This window comes from Paenibacillus endoradicis (assembly GCF_024721975.1).
This window is the reverse complement of the sequence record NZ_JANQBB010000001.1, coordinates 492,460-510,755: the sequence shown is the minus strand read 5'-3', so window position 1 is coordinate 510,755 and position 18,296 is coordinate 492,460. Positions and strand designations below refer to the sequence as shown.

14 protein-coding genes are annotated in these 18,296 nt (G+C 40.6%); 1 reads left to right on the top strand and 13 read right to left on the bottom strand.

What is annotated here, in order from left to right; all coding sequences use genetic code 11:
- Window positions 1-8: 8 nt before the first annotated feature.
- The 13 genes from rlmN to NV377_RS02160 all read right to left on the bottom strand — a co-directional run bounded on the left by rlmN (window position 9) and on the right by NV377_RS02160 (window position 16,320).
- Window positions 9-1,055, bottom strand: coding sequence for a dual-specificity RNA methyltransferase RlmN (rlmN, locus tag NV377_RS02220; RefSeq protein ID WP_258199538.1), 1,047 nt, complete (start codon window positions 1,053-1,055; stop codon window positions 9-11).
- 148 nt (window positions 1,056-1,203) lie between these two features.
- Entirely contained in the window at window positions 1,204-2,676 is a 1,473-nt protein-coding gene (gene rsmB / locus NV377_RS02215; protein WP_258199537.1) for a 16S rRNA (cytosine(967)-C(5))-methyltransferase RsmB, read from the bottom strand.
- Window positions 2,677-2,679: 3 nt separating this feature from the next.
- The gene (gene fmt, locus NV377_RS02210) at window positions 2,680-3,627 is read right to left on the bottom strand and encodes a methionyl-tRNA formyltransferase (RefSeq protein WP_258199536.1); all 948 of its coding nucleotides are present in this window, start codon (window positions 3,625-3,627) and stop codon (window positions 2,680-2,682) included.
- Between the two features lies 1 nt (window position 3,628).
- Complete coding sequence (def, locus tag NV377_RS02205; protein ID WP_258199535.1) at window positions 3,629-4,117, bottom strand: peptide deformylase; 489 nt, start codon at window positions 4,115-4,117, stop codon at window positions 3,629-3,631.
- Window positions 4,118-4,368: 251 nt separating this feature from the next.
- On the bottom strand, window positions 4,369-6,852 hold the full coding sequence (priA, locus tag NV377_RS02200; RefSeq protein WP_258199534.1) for a primosomal protein N': 2,484 nt from the start codon (window positions 6,850-6,852) through the stop codon (window positions 4,369-4,371).
- On the bottom strand, window positions 6,842-8,062 hold the full coding sequence (coaBC, locus tag NV377_RS02195) for a bifunctional phosphopantothenoylcysteine decarboxylase/phosphopantothenate--cysteine ligase CoaBC (protein ID WP_258199533.1): 1,221 nt from the start codon (window positions 8,060-8,062) through the stop codon (window positions 6,842-6,844). Before coaBC ends, priA begins: the two co-directional genes overlap by 11 nt.
- A 64-nt stretch (window positions 8,063-8,126) precedes the next feature.
- Window positions 8,127-8,651, bottom strand: a complete 525-nt coding sequence (locus tag NV377_RS02190; RefSeq protein ID WP_258199532.1) for a YfiT family bacillithiol transferase — start codon at window positions 8,649-8,651, stop codon at window positions 8,127-8,129.
- 219 nt (window positions 8,652-8,870) lie between these two features.
- Window positions 8,871-9,116 (bottom strand): DNA-directed RNA polymerase subunit omega, encoded by a 246-nt coding sequence (gene rpoZ, locus NV377_RS02185; RefSeq protein ID WP_258199531.1) that lies wholly within the window; start codon window positions 9,114-9,116, stop codon window positions 8,871-8,873.
- Window positions 9,117-9,132: 16 nt separating this feature from the next.
- Complete coding sequence (gmk, locus tag NV377_RS02180; RefSeq protein WP_258199530.1) at window positions 9,133-9,744, bottom strand: guanylate kinase; 612 nt, start codon at window positions 9,742-9,744, stop codon at window positions 9,133-9,135.
- Window positions 9,745-9,763: 19 nt separating this feature from the next.
- Window positions 9,764-10,024: an extracellular matrix/biofilm regulator RemA gene (remA, locus tag NV377_RS02175; protein ID WP_005548256.1), complete on the bottom strand. Its 261-nt coding sequence runs from the start codon at window positions 10,022-10,024 to the stop codon at window positions 9,764-9,766.
- 709 nt (window positions 10,025-10,733) lie between these two features.
- A complete protein-coding gene (locus NV377_RS02170) occupies window positions 10,734-12,596 on the bottom strand; it encodes a bifunctional homocysteine S-methyltransferase/methylenetetrahydrofolate reductase (RefSeq protein WP_258199529.1) in 1,863 nt (620 codons plus the stop codon).
- A gap of 24 nt (window positions 12,597-12,620) precedes the next feature.
- Entirely contained in the window at window positions 12,621-13,454 is an 834-nt protein-coding gene (gene dapF, locus NV377_RS02165; protein WP_258199528.1) for a diaminopimelate epimerase, read from the bottom strand.
- 106 nt (window positions 13,455-13,560) lie between these two features.
- Complete coding sequence (locus NV377_RS02160; protein ID WP_258199527.1) at window positions 13,561-16,320, bottom strand: calcium-translocating P-type ATPase, SERCA-type; 2,760 nt, start codon at window positions 16,318-16,320, stop codon at window positions 13,561-13,563.
- Between the two features lie 154 nt (window positions 16,321-16,474).
- Between NV377_RS02160 and NV377_RS02155 the strand changes: the two genes are divergently transcribed.
- On the top strand, window positions 16,475-18,286 hold the full coding sequence (locus tag NV377_RS02155; protein WP_258199526.1) for an Rqc2 family fibronectin-binding protein: 1,812 nt from the start codon (window positions 16,475-16,477) through the stop codon (window positions 18,284-18,286).
- Window positions 18,287-18,296: the final 10 nt, after the last annotated feature.

The following is an 18,296-nucleotide window of genomic DNA, read 5'->3' as shown; positions in this document are numbered from 1 at the left end:
AAACGTAATCACCTCGCCGTAGATTCCATATGTTTGGCTCTTAATTGCCCACAAGCAGCTGCAATATCATGACCTTGCTCTCGTCGTATCGTTACATTGATGTTATTTTTTTCTAATACTCTGGCAAATTCAAAGATATCATTACGTGGAGTACGTACGTAGTCTCGCTCAGGTACATGGTTAACTGGAATTAAGTTAACATGACATAACATATCTTTGATTACACTAGCTAACTCTTCTGCATGTTCCACTTGATCGTTTACACCGCCGATAAGCGCATATTCAAAAGAAATACGACGGCCTGTTTTCGCTTGGTAATAGCGAATCGATTCAATAACATCATCAAATGGGAAGCGTCGGTTAACTGGCATAAGCTTAGAACGTAACTTATCATTTGGAGCATGAATGGATAGAGCCAAATTAATTTGTGTGTTTTCATCAGCGAATTTGTAAATACTTGGTACAATTCCGCTAGTAGAAACGGTAATATGGCGTTGACCAATATTCAAGCCCTTCTCATGAATCATATTACGTAAAAACGTCATTGTAGCATCGTAGTTTTCAAATGGTTCACCAGAACCCATAATAACAATACTAGATACACGCTCACCTGTAGCATCAAGCATCATTTGTGAAGTGACAACTTGAGCAACAATTTCTCCAGCTGTTAAGTTACGTTTCAAACCGCCAAGTGTAGACGCACAGAAGGTACAACCAATACGACAACCAACTTGAGTCGTTACACATACGCTATTTCCATAGCTATGTCGCATAATAACAGTTTCAATCGCATGATTATCTTGTAAACCAAACAAGAATTTCACAGTACCGTCTCGAGACTCGAATTTCGTAATTTCTGTTAATGTTAGAAATTCGAATTTATCCGTTAATGCTTGACGAAGACTTTTAGATAAGTTCGTCATTTGTTCAAAGCTTGTTACACGTTTCACATAAATCCAGTCAAATACTTGATCAGCACGGAAAACTGGCTCACCGATCTCTTTCATCCATTCTTGCAATTCTTCGTGTCTATAGTCATAAATAAATGGTTTCATCTCATCACACCTGTATAGTTTATAGGTGCTTCATTTTCGCAAAGCGATAATAAAGCATGTTTCAATATATTTTAGCATAAACGCGGCTCTCGAGCCATCTGTCAATGTTATGTCAACTTGCAGCCCATTATGACAAGCTAATCTTAGCTTAATTGTGTCGAACTAGACGGGCTATGAAAAATCCATCACTATTCGCATATTGTGGCAGTAACTGTAATTGACCATCGAATGAATCGTCGATAATCCCTTGCGATCTTAGCGACTCTAGCAGTGGTTGTGGCCACCCAGTATCTAATTTATACTGAGGGTTTCTAGCAAGAAACTGAGCAATCTGCATTTCGTTCTCTTCTTTAGCGATTGTACATGTACTATATACTAATGTACCACCTGGCTTCACAAGATCACTCATTGCATCAAGCAATTTACTTTGAATCGTAGCTATTGCTGCTACATCACTATTCTCTTTGGTCCACTTAATTTCAGGTTTGCGGCGAATAACGCCGAAACCACTGCACGGGGCATCAAGCAGTATCGCATCAAAACTTTGTTTCTGCAGACGATCAGCAAGTGCAATTGCATCTCCACTCATCGTCTCAATATGTGTCAGCCCCAGACGCTTCGCTTGATCTTCAATTAATTGACGCTTATGCTCATGCAAATCATTAGAAATTAATTTCCCTTTACCTTGCATTAATTCTCCGATATGCATGCTTTTGCCACCTGGTGCAGCACAAGCATCCAAAACGAGCATCCCTGGTTTAGGTTGTAACACTTCTGCTACGAGCATAGAGCTTTCATCTTGCAGAGACCACTGCCCACTAGCAAATCCAGCTAATCCAGCAAGATGCCCTCCACGATGTACATTAATACCAGCTGGTGCAAGTGGTGACACTGATGCATTAAGACCTTCTGATTCAAGTGCTTGCAATACTTCTGCTACTGTTGCTTTCATCGTGTTAACACGAATAGAGCTATGCGGCACCTCATTGCTACTACTCAATATTTGCTCTGTAGTCTTAAAGCCATACTCATCTAACCAACGCTTCACAAGCCACTCGGGAAATGAGTAGCGAACAGATAGCATCTCTACTTTATTTGGCAAATGGATTCCACTAATAACAAGATCCGCTTGACCACGAATGGCGCTGCGTAAAACACCATTAACCATACTAGAGATCCCTTGATGCCCTTTACGCTTTGCAATATTTACTGCTTCGTTTACAACAGCATGTGGAGGAATTCGATCCAACCACACCAATTGATAAATACTAAGTCTTAGCAATTGATGTACCCACGGTTGTAACTTATGCAAGCCTTTAGCAACAAACTTAGATAACCAATAATCGATCGTTAACTTTCGACTAATCGTACCGTACACGATTTCCGTTGTAAGTGCAGCATCCTGCCTTGATAATTGTTGTTCTTGTAACGTCTTATTCAATTGCAAATTACTATAAGCTCCTGCTTCCTCGACTTTAACTAGCACCTCTAAAGCAATTAGACGTGCAGATTTCGGTTTTGGTTGCGCAGCTTGTCCCTGAATGTTACCAGGAGCTCCATTACTAGACTTAGCTTTATTAGTAGATGAAGCTCGTCTATATGTTGAAGGTTTCTTATTCATAGTCTACTCCTGTACGGCTGAAACGAGTTCAACACCTATAATTGCTCTTGCGCCTTGCAGCCAATCCGCGACATCCATCATACGCTTGCCTGCAGGCTGAACTTGGGTAAGTAATAATTGACCATCACCAGTCTGCACTGTAATTCCTTCTGAACTGGCAGCAATTATTGTGCCAACTGTTGTTGCATCAGCATGTGCAGACAACGGCTTACATGCCCAAATCTTGAAAGGTTCATTATTCAAATACGTAAAAGCACCAGCCATTGGTGACAATCCGCGTACTTGATTAAAGATCGATCTTGCAGACTGCGTCCAATCAATACGCTCATCTTCACGAGTTAAATTAGATGCATAGGTCGCCTCATCTTCATTCTGAGCAACTGCAGGCAGCTCACCGGCAAGAAGCGGCGGTAAAGTTTCCTTGAGCAATTGCGCCCCAGCAAGGCTAAGCTTTTCAAACATCGTGCCTGAATTATCTTCATCCGTAATAGGAAGTGCAACACGACTAAGCATATCCCCAGTGTCAAGTCCAATAGCCATATACATAATCGTTACTCCAGTCTCAGACTCACCATTAATAATAGAGCGTTGAATAGGAGCACCTCCACGATAACGAGGAAGTAAAGAACCATGAACATTAATACAACCGAACTTAGGCAAATCGAGCACAGCTTTAGGTAGGATTTGACCGTACGCAGCTGTAATAATCAGATCCGGATTATAGCTAGCAACTTCAGCTACCGCCTCTTCACTACGCATTCGTTCAGGTTGAATGACCGGTAACCCAAGCTCTAATGCCGCTTCTTTCACAGGTGGCGGTGTGAGCACTTTTTTGCGCCCTTTCGGACGATCTGGTTGTGATACAACTGCTACTACGTTATAACCTTCTTCAATTAAAGTACGTAGAGAAGGGACAGCGAATGTCGGTGTCCCCATGAAAACGATACGCATATTATCTTTCGCCGCCTTTTCGTACCTGATCAGAAACATCGTACGTATTAAGTGCAATATCTGTGAACAGTACTCCATTCAAATGATCAACTTCATGTTGAAACGCACGCGAAAAATAGCCAGTTGCTTCAACAGTAAAAGTTTCGCCATCACTATCCTGTCCTTGAACGACAATATGATCAGCACGAAGTACTTCGCCGTTAATATTAGGAATACTTAAACAGCCTTCTGGACCTAACTGTTCACCATCACGTTCAATAATGACAGGGTTAACCATTTCGACTAGACCATTCTCATCGCCGACATCTACAACTATAACTCGTTTAGATATCCCGATTTGTGGCGCTGCAAGACCTACTCCATCTGCATCATACATCGTTTCAGCCATATCTTTTAATAATTTTTTTAAGTTTGAATTGAATTTAGTAACTGGTTTCGCGATTTCTCGCAACACCTGATCTGGTTCTTTAACAATTAGACGAATACTCATAAAATGACCTCCAAAACTTTTCATAAACTTAAACTATTTCTAGTGTACGTTATTGGTACACGCAGACCTACAATGTTTCTGAAAGAAACATACCTCGGAAGCTTATACTAGACTTGCCAAGTTCGCTTCATATTCAATATAGAATATGCTACCTAGTCAATCATCGTTATCAAAGTCCGCTTTATATTTGATGTCGAATATTCTACGTTAGCATGCTCATCGTTATCAAAGTCTGCTATTTGAACTTCATCTTACAGTATTACCTGTGGATCAACATCCACACTGAACAACACCTTATTTTTTGCATTACCTTCAAGAAACGGACTTATAGCTCGTTGTACAAGACTTCCCGCATCGATACTACCACGATATTTTATCACACATTGATACCTGTAGCGATCCTTGATTCTAGCAAGAGGTGATGCAACCGGTCCTAATATTTCAAGCGCACGCATCATACGACTACGTAAAGGGACAAGCACACCTTCATATTCTGCTAATTCTCGTAGCTCTGTCACAAAGCGCTGACTTACATCCGAAAGTAATGGAAGTTGTTCATGTGACATTGTAATTAGAATTAATCTACAATACGGCGGATATGCCATTATAGCACGCAATGACAGCTCTTCTTCAATAAATTGTTCATAATTATGATATTGTGCTGCAGTAATGGCATAATGATCAGGGTTATATGTTTGAATAATAACCTCTCCACTTAGATGATGTCTACCTGCTCTACCAGCAACTTGCGTTAATAATTGGAATGTACGTTCCCCTGCTCGAAAATCCGGTAAATTCAATGTCGTATCAGCAGCGATTACACCAACCAACGTAACATACGGGAAATCAAGACCTTTGGCCACCATTTGAGTTCCTAATAACACATCTGCTTGACGATCACCAAATGCTTTCAGTAATTTTTCATGCGAATTTTTTTCCGTTGTTGTATCTACATCCATACGAATGACACGTATACCCGGAAATAATTTAGCAAGCTCTTCTTCAACTTTTTGCGTACCTGTTCCAAAAAATCGAATATGCTCTGATTCGCATGTAGGACATTGCTTAGGTGATGACTCTGTATGTCCACAGTAATGACAACGAAGTGATCTTGTTTTCTGATGAAAAGTTAATGAAATATCGCAATGTGGACATGTTGCTGTATAACCACAAGATCTACACATAACGAAAGTAGAGTAACCTCTTCGATTGAGCAGTAAGACGGTCTGCTCTTGTCTTTCTAGTCGCTCTTTCAACGCTGTATAAAGCGATCCACTAAACATCGAACGGTTACCACGCTGCAATTCCTCACGCATGTCAACAATTTCAACTTTTGGCATGTCTTGACCTGAGACGCGTTCTGGCAAATGAAGAATTGGAGCTTCACTACCATCCGCAGGATTACGATTCGCAGCAACGTAAGTTTCTAATGATGGCGTTGCAGAACCAAGAACAACTACTGCACCATGTTGCTTAGCTCGCTTTACTGCTACATCTCTTGCATGATACTTAGGTGTATCTTCTTGCTTATAAGATGACTCATGCTCTTCATCGATAATGATGAGTCCAATAGATTGAAATGGAGCAAAAATTGCGGAACGTGCACCAACGACAACTTGCGCTTGCTCATTACGGATTTTCCGCCACTCATCAAAACGTTCTCCTTCAGATAAGCGACTATGCATGACTGCAACAGCATCACCAAAGCGAGATTTGAATCGCTCAACCATTTGCGGAGTAAGGGCAATTTCAGGAACAAGTACAATTGCTTGCTTCCCAATTTGAAGACACTGGGCAATACTTTGCAAATATACCTCTGTCTTACCACTACCAGTAACCCCATAGAGCAACATCGTTTGCCCAGTTTCTGCAATCATACTCGTAACAATCCGTTCATATACGCTATGCTGTGAGGTCGTTAAAGGCAGTGCTGAGCTAGCTTCAAACTGACGGTGCTTATATGGATCGCGCGCTTGCTCTCGTTCTTCCAACCGCAATAGCCCCTTATCAACTAATCCGTGAACAACGCTTGAACTAGTGTGTAATGCTGCAACTAATTGTTGCATCGGAAGTGGCTGTGCATGTTCTAGCATGTAAGAAAGAACTTCATATTGCTTACGAGCCTTTTTCATAAGTGCAGGCAGCTGATCTCTAGCGATATCAAGTTGATCGGGTAATACTACTGTCAATATTTTTTTAATCCCTATACGATCCTTTACAGAGGCACGTACAGACAATATATTTTGCTGCAATGCTGCTTTAATATGTTTATGAGCATCAGGATAAGCGGATAGTAATTTATCGAAGGTAACTACTCCACCTTCCGCAGCAATGTATTGCAACCACGGCTTATCTGAGTGCTCTGCCTGTTCAAAGAATTCAGATAAACCGATATATTTTTCTTCCTTACCTTTCAAGGCTGATGGAAGCATCACTTGCAAAGACGCAATTCGAGAACAACAGTATTTATGACTAAGCCACTCCGAAAGATCAATCAGGTCTGGTAGGAGTGGAGGTACTGGATCAAGTAATTGCGAAACACATTTCAACTTACTTCTGTCATAGTCCGTATCCATCGCAAGCGAGATAACAAATCCTTGTAGTACACGACCACCAAAAGGAACGCCCACTCGACTACCAACCTCAATCCATGGTTGCATATCTAATGGCACTTCATAATCAAAAGGCCGATCCGTCTGACGGCTCGGCACATCTACAATAATATTAGCGATCATGACTATCATCCTTAATCTGTTGTAATCGGGCTGCTACAATATTCATAAGTCTTTCCGCTGCTTGCGCTTTACTCAATAACGGAAGTCGCTCCACAATACCTTGCTTATTATAGATGGTAATAATATTTGTATCGCCATTAAATCCTGCTCCCTCAGCGGAAACATCATTTGCAACGATAAAATCACAGTGCTTACGTTTTAATTTATCCAAAGCGTATTCGTCGACATGTTCAGTCTCAGCAGCAAATCCCACTAAAATCTGATCTTGTTTGCTTTCACCTAGTGTTTGCAATATATCTGTCGTACGCTCTAGTTCAAGATGTAGAATATCGCCACTCTTCTTAATCTTCTGGCCATAACGTTGTAGAGGACGATAATCCGCAACAGCTGCCGCCTTGATGACGACATTAGCTTGCTCATAGCGCGCTAGCACTTCCTCTAGCATTTGCTCGGCTGACTCCACACGAACAAGTCGAATCCCTGAAGGTGGTGTTGCGCTAGTTCTACCTGCAACGATCGTAACATCAGCACCTAGTAATCTTGCTGCTTCGGCAATAGCAAATCCCATTTTACCAGAAGAATCATTTGTTAAGTAACGGACGGGATCAAGTCGTTCGATCGTACCTCCGGCAGTAACGAGGACCGATTGACCTGCAAGTAATTGCGGCTTACTAAGCCAATTACTTACAGCATCAACAATCTCCTCTGGCTCTGCTAGACGACCTTTCGCTACATAGCCACACGCAAGTTGACCAGTACCTGGATCTACAAATAATGCACCACGCTCCGCAAGTAAGTTCATATTGTGAACTACAGCAGGATGCTCATACATATGAACATTCATTGCAGGTGCGATTACAATAGGGCAAGTAGCCGCAAGTAACGTCGTACTGAGCATATCATCAGCGATACCATTAGCTAATTTGCCAATAGTATTCGCTGTTGCTGGAGCAATAAGAATAAGATCCGCAGCATCTGCAAGATTGATATGATTAACAACCTGCGGATTATTCTCATCAAATGTATCGATATGAACTTCATTTTTGGAAAGCGTCTGTAGAGTTAATGGCGTAATGAACTTTGTAGCAGACGTTGTCATAATAACATGCACATTAGCACCAGCTCCTGTAAGCTTGCTACAAATCGTAGCTGCCTTGTAAGCTGCAATACCTCCACTAATTCCAAGTACAATTGTCTTGCCTCGTAGCACTATGCCATCTCCTATTCATCTATGTGTAATAAGTTAGTTCAAAAAGTATAGGACTCGTTTGCGGTTACCAATTATTGCGTTCTTTCAATGCTTGAATATGAGCTAAATGGTGAAACGAATGCCATTTCGTAAAGCACAAAAATGCTTTCAATGAAATTTGTGCACCCTTTTCAGGATGATAAAACTGTCTTTCAAATTCAGCCGAGCTCATTGATTTTAATAAAACGAATAAACGTGCATACGTACCATCAATTATGCTTAGGCTTGGCTCGATTGGCATCGAACGTGTATCACTAAGAAGCGCCCATTTTTCTTCCAAGAATGGTTTAATCGTAGGATTATTTTCCGTCAAAGCAAGTTTGAAACGAGTTAGTACATTTGTAGAGAAATCTGCAACATGATGCACAACCTGTCTTACGGTCCAACCACCAGTGCGATATGGGGTATCTAGTTGTTCCTGAGAAAAACCTTCAACTGTCGCTTTTAGTAATGTTGGATACTTCTCGATTTGCTCAATCCATTCTTGTTTTTGCACAGCTGTCATGCCTTCAAACACAAATCTTCCGATTGGATAAGTAACTTTTTCCATCTCAATCCCTCCTAGAAAATAGGTTGATGTCATCGCTTTCCGCATAGAAATAATAAGCTTTTTTCTTGTTACACTATCTATCTTATCATATTTCCATATAAGCTTAGTAATTCAACATTAAAAGTATTTTAACCTTCTTTTTGTGCAAACAAAATTAAAAAAGATGTACGCATTACAATGCGTACATCTCCTAACGAAGAGCAATAGACTAAGCTTTTATTATCTGCGCTCGTCTTTTCGTTCGTCTTTTTGTTCATCCTTCTCTTTACCAGGAATATGCTCAACTTTGATCATATCAGCATAAATTTCCTCAAGTGCAAAGCCAACTGCTTTGTGAGAGCGAGCAGTCGTTAATTCAGACTTCTCACCATTTCGTAGCATTCTTGCACGTTTAGAAGCAGCAACTACTAAAGTGTATTTGCTGTCAACTTTTTTGACTAGTTCGTCAATAGATGGATATAACATTGGACATTCTCCTCACTCATGCTTTCTCTGTTGCAGCACCCATAGCTAAAATATGGGCAGGAAGACGTTCTCGTCTGCAGTTTTCCGCAAGAATGATGCTGCGAATTTTATCGCAAGCATTGTCAATCTCATCATTCATTACTGCGTAATCATACTGACTAAGAAGACTTAATTCTTCCACTGCAACATTCATTCTAGTATTAATCGTATCAAGGGTTTCCGTTCCGCGTCCAGTAATTCGTGCTTTCAACTCAGCAAGTGATGGTGGAAGCAAAAATACCATGACAGCTTCAGGAAACTTATCCTTCACCTTCATCGCACCTTGAACTTCAATTTCTAAGATGACGTTTTTACCATTAGCTAATGTCTCATCAACAAAGTCGCGCGGCGTTCCGTAGAAATTACCTACGTACTCTGCATGCTCAAGCATAGCATCATGATCGATCATCTGCAAAAATTGTTCTCTAGATTTGAAAAAATAATTCACGCCATCAATTTCGCCTGGTCGCGGATGTCTAGTCGTAGCTGATACTGAGTATACTAGCTCAGGCATACGTGAACGTAACGCCGTACATACAGTTCCTTTGCCTACTCCTGCTGGACCTGACAAAACAATTAACAATCCCATTTCTTCCAAACTCCTCGTACTATTCGTCGTTATCGTCGTCCTTCGTGGACAAACGATGCGCAACAGTTTCTGGCTGCACAGCAGATAATATAACGTGATCGCTGTCCGTAATAATTACGGCACGCGTACGACGACCATATGTCGCATCAATCAACATATGTCGATCACGCGCCTCTTGAATAATGCGTTTAATCGGAGCCGATTCAGGACTCACGATCGAAATAATACGATTCGCTGAAACGATATTCCCGAATCCAATATTAATAAGCTTTATTGCCAAGCCAGATCCTCCTCCGCATGCATCTTTCAACAAGTTCAGATACAATTGCAACACACAGTTCATAATTGATAGATGTATAGATTAAGATTCATTATTCTAGTGTTGACGAAAAAATAAAGTAGCATACTATACAGAGCTATCATAACATAAGCTTCATTTTAATTGATTTTTCTATTATGAACAAGCTTTTCGTCGATAATTGATAGAATAATGACTAAAACGCCCAAAGATCGGATAAATATTGTAAAACATATGTGTTTCTTCAAGAAACATGCATCGAAAACGATAGGTATATGAGTATTTAAAATATTTCTGTAAGAAACATTCATAGGAAAGACAAGTGTTTCCTATGAATGAATATCTAGAAGAAAGTTAAGCTTCCTCGAGTATTTCGCTTGTCAGTACCAAGAAGATGACATGAAGCTAGTGAAGTGAAGCGCAGAGCGTACGTATTGTGTACGTAAGCACTTAAAATGTTTCTGTAAGAAACATTCATAGGAAACACAAGTGTTTCCTATGAATGAATATCTAGAAGAAAGTTAAGCTTCCTCGAGTATTTCGCTTGTCAGTGCCAAGAAGATGACATGAAGTTAGTGAAGCGAAGCGCAGAGCGTACGTATTGTGTACGTGAGCACTGGAGCAAGCGATGAATGGCAGCTTCGCCGTCGAATCCGCTACGTCAGCCTAATCATCGTAATCACAAGCGAAATTAGGCTTGAGTTTGGGTGTGTACGTATTCTGTTAGTTGCACCGCCATATTATAATGTAAAAACGGTGTCATCAAGTAAATGCCTTTGAAATGCTTAATTGCACAATCTAGTAACTCTTGCGCAATTTTCACACCTTCTGCACGACCAATCTCTCCTTCAAGACCTGCCATACGAGCTCGCACTGCATCTGAAAGTTGAATACCTGGTACTTCGTTATGAAGGTATTCAGCATTTCGACCATTTGCTAAAGGCATAATACCAATGAATATTGGAACGGATAAGTGCTTTGTTGATTCAGCAATACGTTCAATTAATCCAACATCATAAACAGGCTGTGTCATAATATAGTCCGCACCTGCTGCTATTTTCTTCTCCAATCGCTGTACTGCCTTATCTAAATGTTTCACATTAGGATTGAAAGCAGCACCTACTACAAAATTAGCCCTTTGCTTAAGCGGTTTACCTGAAAAAGCTACACCATCATTAAGCTGCTTTGTCATACGAATTAATTCAAATGAAGTCATATCATAGACTGAACTAGAATCTGGCAGATCACCAAAACGGGCAGGATCTCCTGTAACCGCTAGTACATGATCAATTCCAAGAGCATCTAATCCCATTAGATGTGATTGTGTACCGATAAGATTACGATCACGACATGCAATATGAATTAGTGGAGTGATACCTATCTGTTCTTGAACGAGTGCGGCTAGTGCAAGATTACTCATTCTAGTGACAGCAAGCGAATTATCTGCCATCGTAATGGCATCTACTTCGATTTCTTTCAGAGCCGCGGCTCCTTCCATAAACTTCGAGATATCAAGATCACGAGGTGGATCAAGCTCAACGATAACCGTATGACGCTCTTTCACTTTATCGAGAATCGTCTGTTCATTACGACGAGCAGTTCCCCATGTGAATTTTGAAGGAGAATTAGAAGTAGCTGCATTATTAGATTTTTTCACTAATACATTCAGCGCTTCAACGGGAACAGGTACATAATCTTCAAGAGCATCTGCCATTGCTTTCACATGATTAGGTGTAGTACCGCAACATCCACCAATAATATGTGCTCCGCGATCTGCAAACTTCGTTGCCATAGACGCAAAATAGTCTGGTCCAGCTGTATATTCGTATTTCCCATCAACAAAACTTGCTGCACCTGCATTTGGATAAACGGAATAAGGTAGATCCGTCTTATTATCAATACTATCTAATAATTTAAGTATGCCATTTGGTCCTGTTCTACAATTGAAACCAATAACATCTGCACCCTCTTGTTTCAACTGAACAAAAGCTTCTTCCAGCGTATAACCATCAACCGTTCTTCCAGAATCCTCAGCCGCAAATTGGCAAATGATCGGAATATTACTTTCTTCTCTTGCGATACGTACTGCAAGCTTGATCTCTTCTAGATCATAAAAAGTTTCAAATAGTAGTCCATCCACGTTTTCAGATAAAAGTGCATGAATTTGTTCATGAAGTGCGTTAGTTAACGTTAACGTTCTAACATTTCCTCGTTTACCATCACGGATTGAACCAACAGTTCCTACTACGAAAGCTTTATCCCCTGCAGCTTGTCTAGCGAGTCGAACAGCTGCACGATTAATCTCATCTACTTGATCCTCAATACCATAACGTGCAAATTTGACACGATTGGCTTGATATGTATTCGTCTGAATCACTTGTGCACCTGCATCAACATATTGCTGGTGTACAGAAAGAACAACTTCTGGCTTTAGCACATTATATTGTTCATATGGAACGCCAATAGGGAACCCCATTTTATACAAAAAGGTTCCCATAGCTCCATCGCCGACTAAAATACGCTGTTTTAGCGCATCTCTGAAATTCAAATCCATTTCTGCAACGCCACCTATATCACTCTACTCGAACGTACCTCGGAATACATCTTCGGCAGGTCCTGTCATATATACATGATTATCGCTTGAATTCCATTCAATGTAAAGGTCTCCACCTTTCAAAGAAATGGTAGCTTCACGATCAGTGACACCACGTAAAGCAGATGCTACAAGAGTAGCACATGCCCCAGTACCGCATGCTAATGTAGGTCCAGCACCACGTTCCCACACGCGCATTTCAATATGTGAACGATTATAAACCGTTATAAATTCAACATTAATTTTTTTAGGAAATAGTTCATGAGTTTCTAGAATTGGGCCAATAACCGAATAATCTAGTGTAGCAGCATCCTCAACCGGGATTACACAATGTGGATTACCCATAGATACAGCGGTAAATGTAAACTGTTGTCCATTCACTTCGATTGGCTGCTCAATGATGTGATCACTATCAATTGTAGTTGGTATCGTTAGACCGTGTAAGATCGGAGCTCCCATATCTACACGAACTTTTTCAACCATACCATCATTAACCATTAATTGTACTTTTTGTACACCCGCACCTAAAGTCTCAATTGTTATTTCTTCGGAATCAGTCAAATTGTTATCATATACGTATTTGGATACGCAACGAATCGCATTACCGCATTGTTCTGCTTCTGTACCATCGGAATTCATAATTCGCATACGAAAATCTGCTTTGTCAGAAGGTAATATATATACAAGACCGTCTGCTCCAATCCCGAAGTAACGGTTACATATTTGTAGCGCTAATTCAGAAGCATTCTCAGGCAATTGTTGCTCCCCATATACGATTACAAAATCATTTCCTAGTCCATGCATTTTAGTGAATTCCATATTTCTCTCTCCTCGCCATCGCGTTGTTCTATGTGTCATTAAGCATATCGAATGACGAGAGAGATGAGAATTGATGATCTGTACTAATATTTGCACAATTATTCAATTAAGCAGCCTTGGCAGCTGAATTCCATTTGTTACTTTTTTTCTTAGATTTGTTTCCACTCATTACACTTCCCACTCCGAAGAAAACAGAAGGAATAGCAGCAGCTACAACGACAAGACTCCACTCACGTAAACCGATCGGAACTGTATTGAAGATAGGCTGTAATGGTGTAATATACATAACGCCAAGCATTAAGATAAGGGAAGATAATACAGCTAACAACAGATATTTATTTTGCAGTAGATTACGATGGAAAATCGAGCGTGAACTTCTGCAATCAAATACGTGGATAAGTTGAGCAATAACGAGTGTAGCAAAAGCAACAGTTTGAGCTTTAACAAGATCACCCTCTTGCAACGTTACCCAAAAAGCAGCAAGTGTACATACTCCGATCAATATTCCTCGACTAATAATTTTCCAACCTAAGCGACGTGAGAATATATTTTCTTTTGCCTTACGTGGACGATGTTTCATGAGATCATTTTCTGCCTGATCTACTCCTAACGCCATCGCTGGTAACCCATCCGTCACAAGATTAACCCATAGAATCTGAATTGGTACAAGCGGTAATGGAAGTCCTGCCATCATCGCCAAGAACATCACAAGTATTTCACCCACATTGGATGCTAGTAGATAACGAATGAATTTCCGGATATTTTCATAGATGCCCCTACCTTCTTCAATGGCGGCAACGATAGTAGAGAAATTATCATCACTTAAAATAAGAGATGATGCTTCCTTCGTAACATCTGTACCGTTAATCCCCATTGCAATGCCAATATCTGCAGCTTTAATTGCAGGTGCATCATTAACCCCATCACCAGTCATCGCGACGACATGACCTTTTCGTTGCAATGCACGAACGATTCGCAACTTGTGCTCAGGAGAGACACGGGCATAAACATAAATATTTTCTACACGTTTGTCGAGTTCGTCATCACTTAACGCTTCAAGTTGACGTCCAGAGATCGATTCGCCGCCTCGCGGAATTATCCCTAATGAACCAGCTATTGCTTCTGCAGTAAGCTGATGATCGCCTGTAATCATTACTGTCTTGATGCCAGCCGCTCGGCATGTAGAAATCGCATCTTTCACTTCGGCTCGTGGCGGATCAATCATACCTGTTAAACCAACGAAGATAAGACTACGTTCTGCATCTTCTACTTGTTCGCATCGATCGTAACTAGATAGTTCACGATACGCCATCGCAAGTACGCGAAGTGCTGATTTACCCATCTGTTCATAGGCAGAAGCACATTTTTGACGTAACGCAGGGGTTAAACTAATGACTTTCCCTTGCCACAAAATATGTGAACATTGTTCTAATAAAACATCGGGTGCACCTTTTGCTGCGACAATTCTACCACCTTGATGTGATAGCACAACCGACATTAGCTTACGTTCGGAATCAAACGGAAATTCTTTGACCCTTGTATATAATGCTTCCAACATTTTCGCTGGAGATCCCAGTTTTGTAGCAAGTACGGACAGAGCACCTTCGGTTGGATCTCCGTTAAGTAACCATTCCTCTTGTTCTACTTGATTTTTCCCTTTTCGCTCTATATTTTCATTTTGAACGAGCCTCGCATTATTACATAGCGCACTAATTTGTAGCAATCGTTTAATTGAATTGTCATGACGAGTATCTACTTCACGACCATTCTCGAATAGCGCACCATTAGGTACATATCCATGACCTGTTACAGACAAAGCACGATCGCTTAGCCATACATTCGTGACAGTCATTTTGTTCTGAGTAAGTGTGCCTGTCTTATCAGAACAAATAACAGATGCACAGCCTAATGTTTCTACCGAAGGTAGTTTACGTACGATTGCTTTACGTTTGATCATACGCTGTACACCTAATGCCAATGCGACAGTAACGATTGCAGGTAACCCCTCAGGAATAGCAGCAACGGCTAAGCTAACCCCTGCCAGGAACATTCCGTAAGCTGGCTGTCCATGCATAATTCCTGCTACGACAACCATTAAAGTAAGTGCAATGGCTACGGCGATTAATATTTTCCCTAGTTGTTCCAGTCGATGCTGCAGTGGAGTTTGCATTTCTTCTGTTGATTGTATCAAGTTCGCTATTTTACCCATTTCAGTTGCCATACCTGTGCGAATTACGATCCCTATTGCTGTACCACGTGTAACTAAAGTGCCCATAAAGCCAACATTTCGTTGATCCCCTAGTGGAAGATCCGCTTCACGTAGCGAACTCTCATGCTTTGACACTGGGATGGACTCACCAGTAAGCGCTGATTCTTCTACATAACAATTGTTCGCCTCAAGAAAACGAATATCTGCTGGTACGCGATCTCCACTTTCAATTAGCACAATATCGCCAACAACTACCTCTTTCGCCGCGATCGATATTTGCTTCCCATCACGCAATACTTTAGCCATTGGTGCAGACATTTCTTTTAATGCTAATAAAGAACGCTCAGCTCGATACTCTTGAACAAAGCCAAGCACTGCATTAATAACAATAATAGTAACAATCGTTATCGCGTCTAAATATTCGCCAAGAAGGCCAGATATTAGCGTAGCCCCCATCAGTACTAACACCATAAAATCTTTAAATTGGTTCAAAAACAGATGAATTGGCGATACTTTTACGCCCTCTGCTAGCTCGTTCAACCCATTTTGTGACAATCGCTCAGTGACAGTATCCTGACTTAAGCCGCGTACTTCCGAGCTTTCTAGTGCTTCAGTAAGCTCTTCACGATTTAATTGATGCCATAGAATTTGACTCATTCTCTGCTTCCCTCCTGTATTTGTCCATTTTGCTAGACAACCTTTCTAACGTAAATGTATTCGGACAACTTATAAAATATCCCTAAAGCACTTAAGTTTTCACAAAAGTTATGGCATGATAGAGATATGAAATAGTAAAGTGAGGTTTACAGCTATGGCTTTGGATGGATTAGTAACAAAATCAATTGTGGACGAGCTTCAAGCTTGTGTAGGCGCAAGAATCCTTAAAATACATCAACCTACGAGCCATGAGCTTGTATTTAGCGTACGTGGCAATGGTGTACAAGGTAAGTTGTTGCTTTCTGCCAACCCTACTTACCCGCGTGTACATTGGACAACAGCCCAATATAGCAATCCGCTAGAAGCACCTATGTTCTGTATGCTTATGCGTAAATATTGTGAAGGTGGTGTAATTGAAGCCGTCTCGCAAGTTACTCGTGAGCGAATCATTCATCTAGATATTCGTCATCGAGATGAAGTTGGTGACACTTCCTTCAAACGGATCATTATTGAAATTATGGGTCGTCACAGTAATATCATTCTTGTTGATCCAAATACAGGAAATATTCATGATGGAATTCATCACGTTACACCAGCACTAAGTAGTTATCGTATCGTAATGCCAGGCAGTAGCTATACTTCGCCACCTGAGCAGCATAAAATTGATCCACTTACGGTGAATAGCTATGCTCAGTTCGAAGAAATTCTTTTGTCTCACAATGAGGAATTAACAACTGACAATTGCTTAACAAGTAAGCAGTTAGTTAATAGCTTTAGTGGATTAAGTCCATTATTAGCCAAAGAACTAATTTATCGCGGATTAACAGGTGAGTATGAAGAGTGGTTACCCGCTGAACAACGTCCAATGTTGCTTGGAGGTTCATTGGAAATTGAAGATTGGCAAGCATTATGGCAAAGCTTCAACCAATTACAGCAACAAGTTCAAGAGAAGCAGTATCACCCGATCATTATTAGAAATGAGCAGACCAGTAAACCCGCCTTCTCTATCACAGCACTTACTCATATTGCAGGTGAGCATTCTACGTACAGCACAATTAGTGAATGTCTAGAAGCTTTCTATGGCGACAAAGCAGAGCGCGATACGGTTAAGCAGCGTGCTAGTGATCTCATTCGTTTTGTTCAGAACGAGAAAGCGAAGAATATAACGAAGTTAACTAAACTTGAAGCAACATTAACGGAAGCCAAGGATTCAGACCGTTTCCGTATTATTGGAGAGTTGTTAACAACTTATATGCATCAGATGAACCGTGGAGATACTTTCGTCGAAGTAGTCAATTATTACGATGAAGATCAAGCAACCGTTAAGATTGAGTTAGATCCTCAACAAACACCTTCTGAAAATGCTCAGCGTTATTTCAAGCGCTATAGTAAACAAAAAAACAGTCAAATTGTTGTATTAGAACAAATGGAAATAACGGGGCGAGAAATTGAGTATTTCAACAATATTTTGCAACAACTTGAAATCGCAGCAATTGGCGACATTGAAGAAATTCGCGAAGAGCTTGTAAGTGGTGGATATCTACGTGAACGTGTCCGTAGAGGACCTAAAAAGAAGAAAAATGCGAAGCCAAAACTACTTTGCTACACTTCATCAGAAGGTATTGAAATTTTTGTAGGTAAGAACAATTTACAAAATGAGTACGTGACAAACAAACTAGCTAGTTCGAACGATACTTGGCTACATACGAAAGATATTCCTGGTTCTCATGTCGTTATTCGTAGTACTGAGTTTGGAGATCCAACGTTAGAAGAAGCTGCTATGCTGTCTGCTCATTATTCGCAAGCGAAATCCTCTAGTCTCGTACCAGTAGACTACACACTAATTCGTCATGTGAAAAAACCAAGTGGTTCAAAACCTGGTTTCGTCATCTACGATCATCAGAAAACTGTATTTATTACTCCTGATGAAGCGAGATTAAAAGCTTTACCTCAAGTTATAAAATAAGGAACTAACC

What these genes read in the sequence shown, in the direction of transcription:
- dapF (WP_258199528.1), bottom strand. Translation starts at nt 13,454, where the DNA reads ATGGAATTCACTAAAATGCATGGACTAGGAAATGATTTTGTAATCGTA.
- rsmB (WP_258199537.1), bottom strand. Translation starts at nt 2,676, where the DNA reads ATGAATAAGAAACCTTCAACATATAGACGAGCTTCATCTACTAATAAA.
- fmt (WP_258199536.1), bottom strand. Translation starts at nt 3,627, where the DNA reads ATGCGTATCGTTTTCATGGGGACACCGACATTCGCTGTCCCTTCTCTA.
- NV377_RS02190 (WP_258199532.1), bottom strand. Translation starts at nt 8,651, where the DNA reads ATGGAAAAAGTTACTTATCCAATCGGAAGATTTGTGTTTGAAGGCATG.
- NV377_RS02155 (WP_258199526.1), top strand. Translation starts at nt 16,475, where the DNA reads ATGGCTTTGGATGGATTAGTAACAAAATCAATTGTGGACGAGCTTCAA.
- gmk (WP_258199530.1), bottom strand. Translation starts at nt 9,744, where the DNA reads ATGGGATTGTTAATTGTTTTGTCAGGTCCAGCAGGAGTAGGCAAAGGA.
- def (WP_258199535.1), bottom strand. Translation starts at nt 4,117, where the DNA reads ATGAGTATTCGTCTAATTGTTAAAGAACCAGATCAGGTGTTGCGAGAA.
- NV377_RS02170 (WP_258199529.1), bottom strand. Translation starts at nt 12,596, where the DNA reads ATGGATTTGAATTTCAGAGATGCGCTAAAACAGCGTATTTTAGTCGGC.
- rlmN (WP_258199538.1), bottom strand. Translation starts at nt 1,055, where the DNA reads ATGAAACCATTTATTTATGACTATAGACACGAAGAATTGCAAGAATGG.
- NV377_RS02160 (WP_258199527.1), bottom strand. Translation starts at nt 16,320, where the DNA reads ATGAGTCAAATTCTATGGCATCAATTAAATCGTGAAGAGCTTACTGAA.
- rpoZ (WP_258199531.1), bottom strand. Translation starts at nt 9,116, where the DNA reads ATGTTATATCCATCTATTGACGAACTAGTCAAAAAAGTTGACAGCAAA.
- priA (WP_258199534.1), bottom strand. Translation starts at nt 6,852, where the DNA reads ATGATCGCTAATATTATTGTAGATGTGCCGAGCCGTCAGACGGATCGG.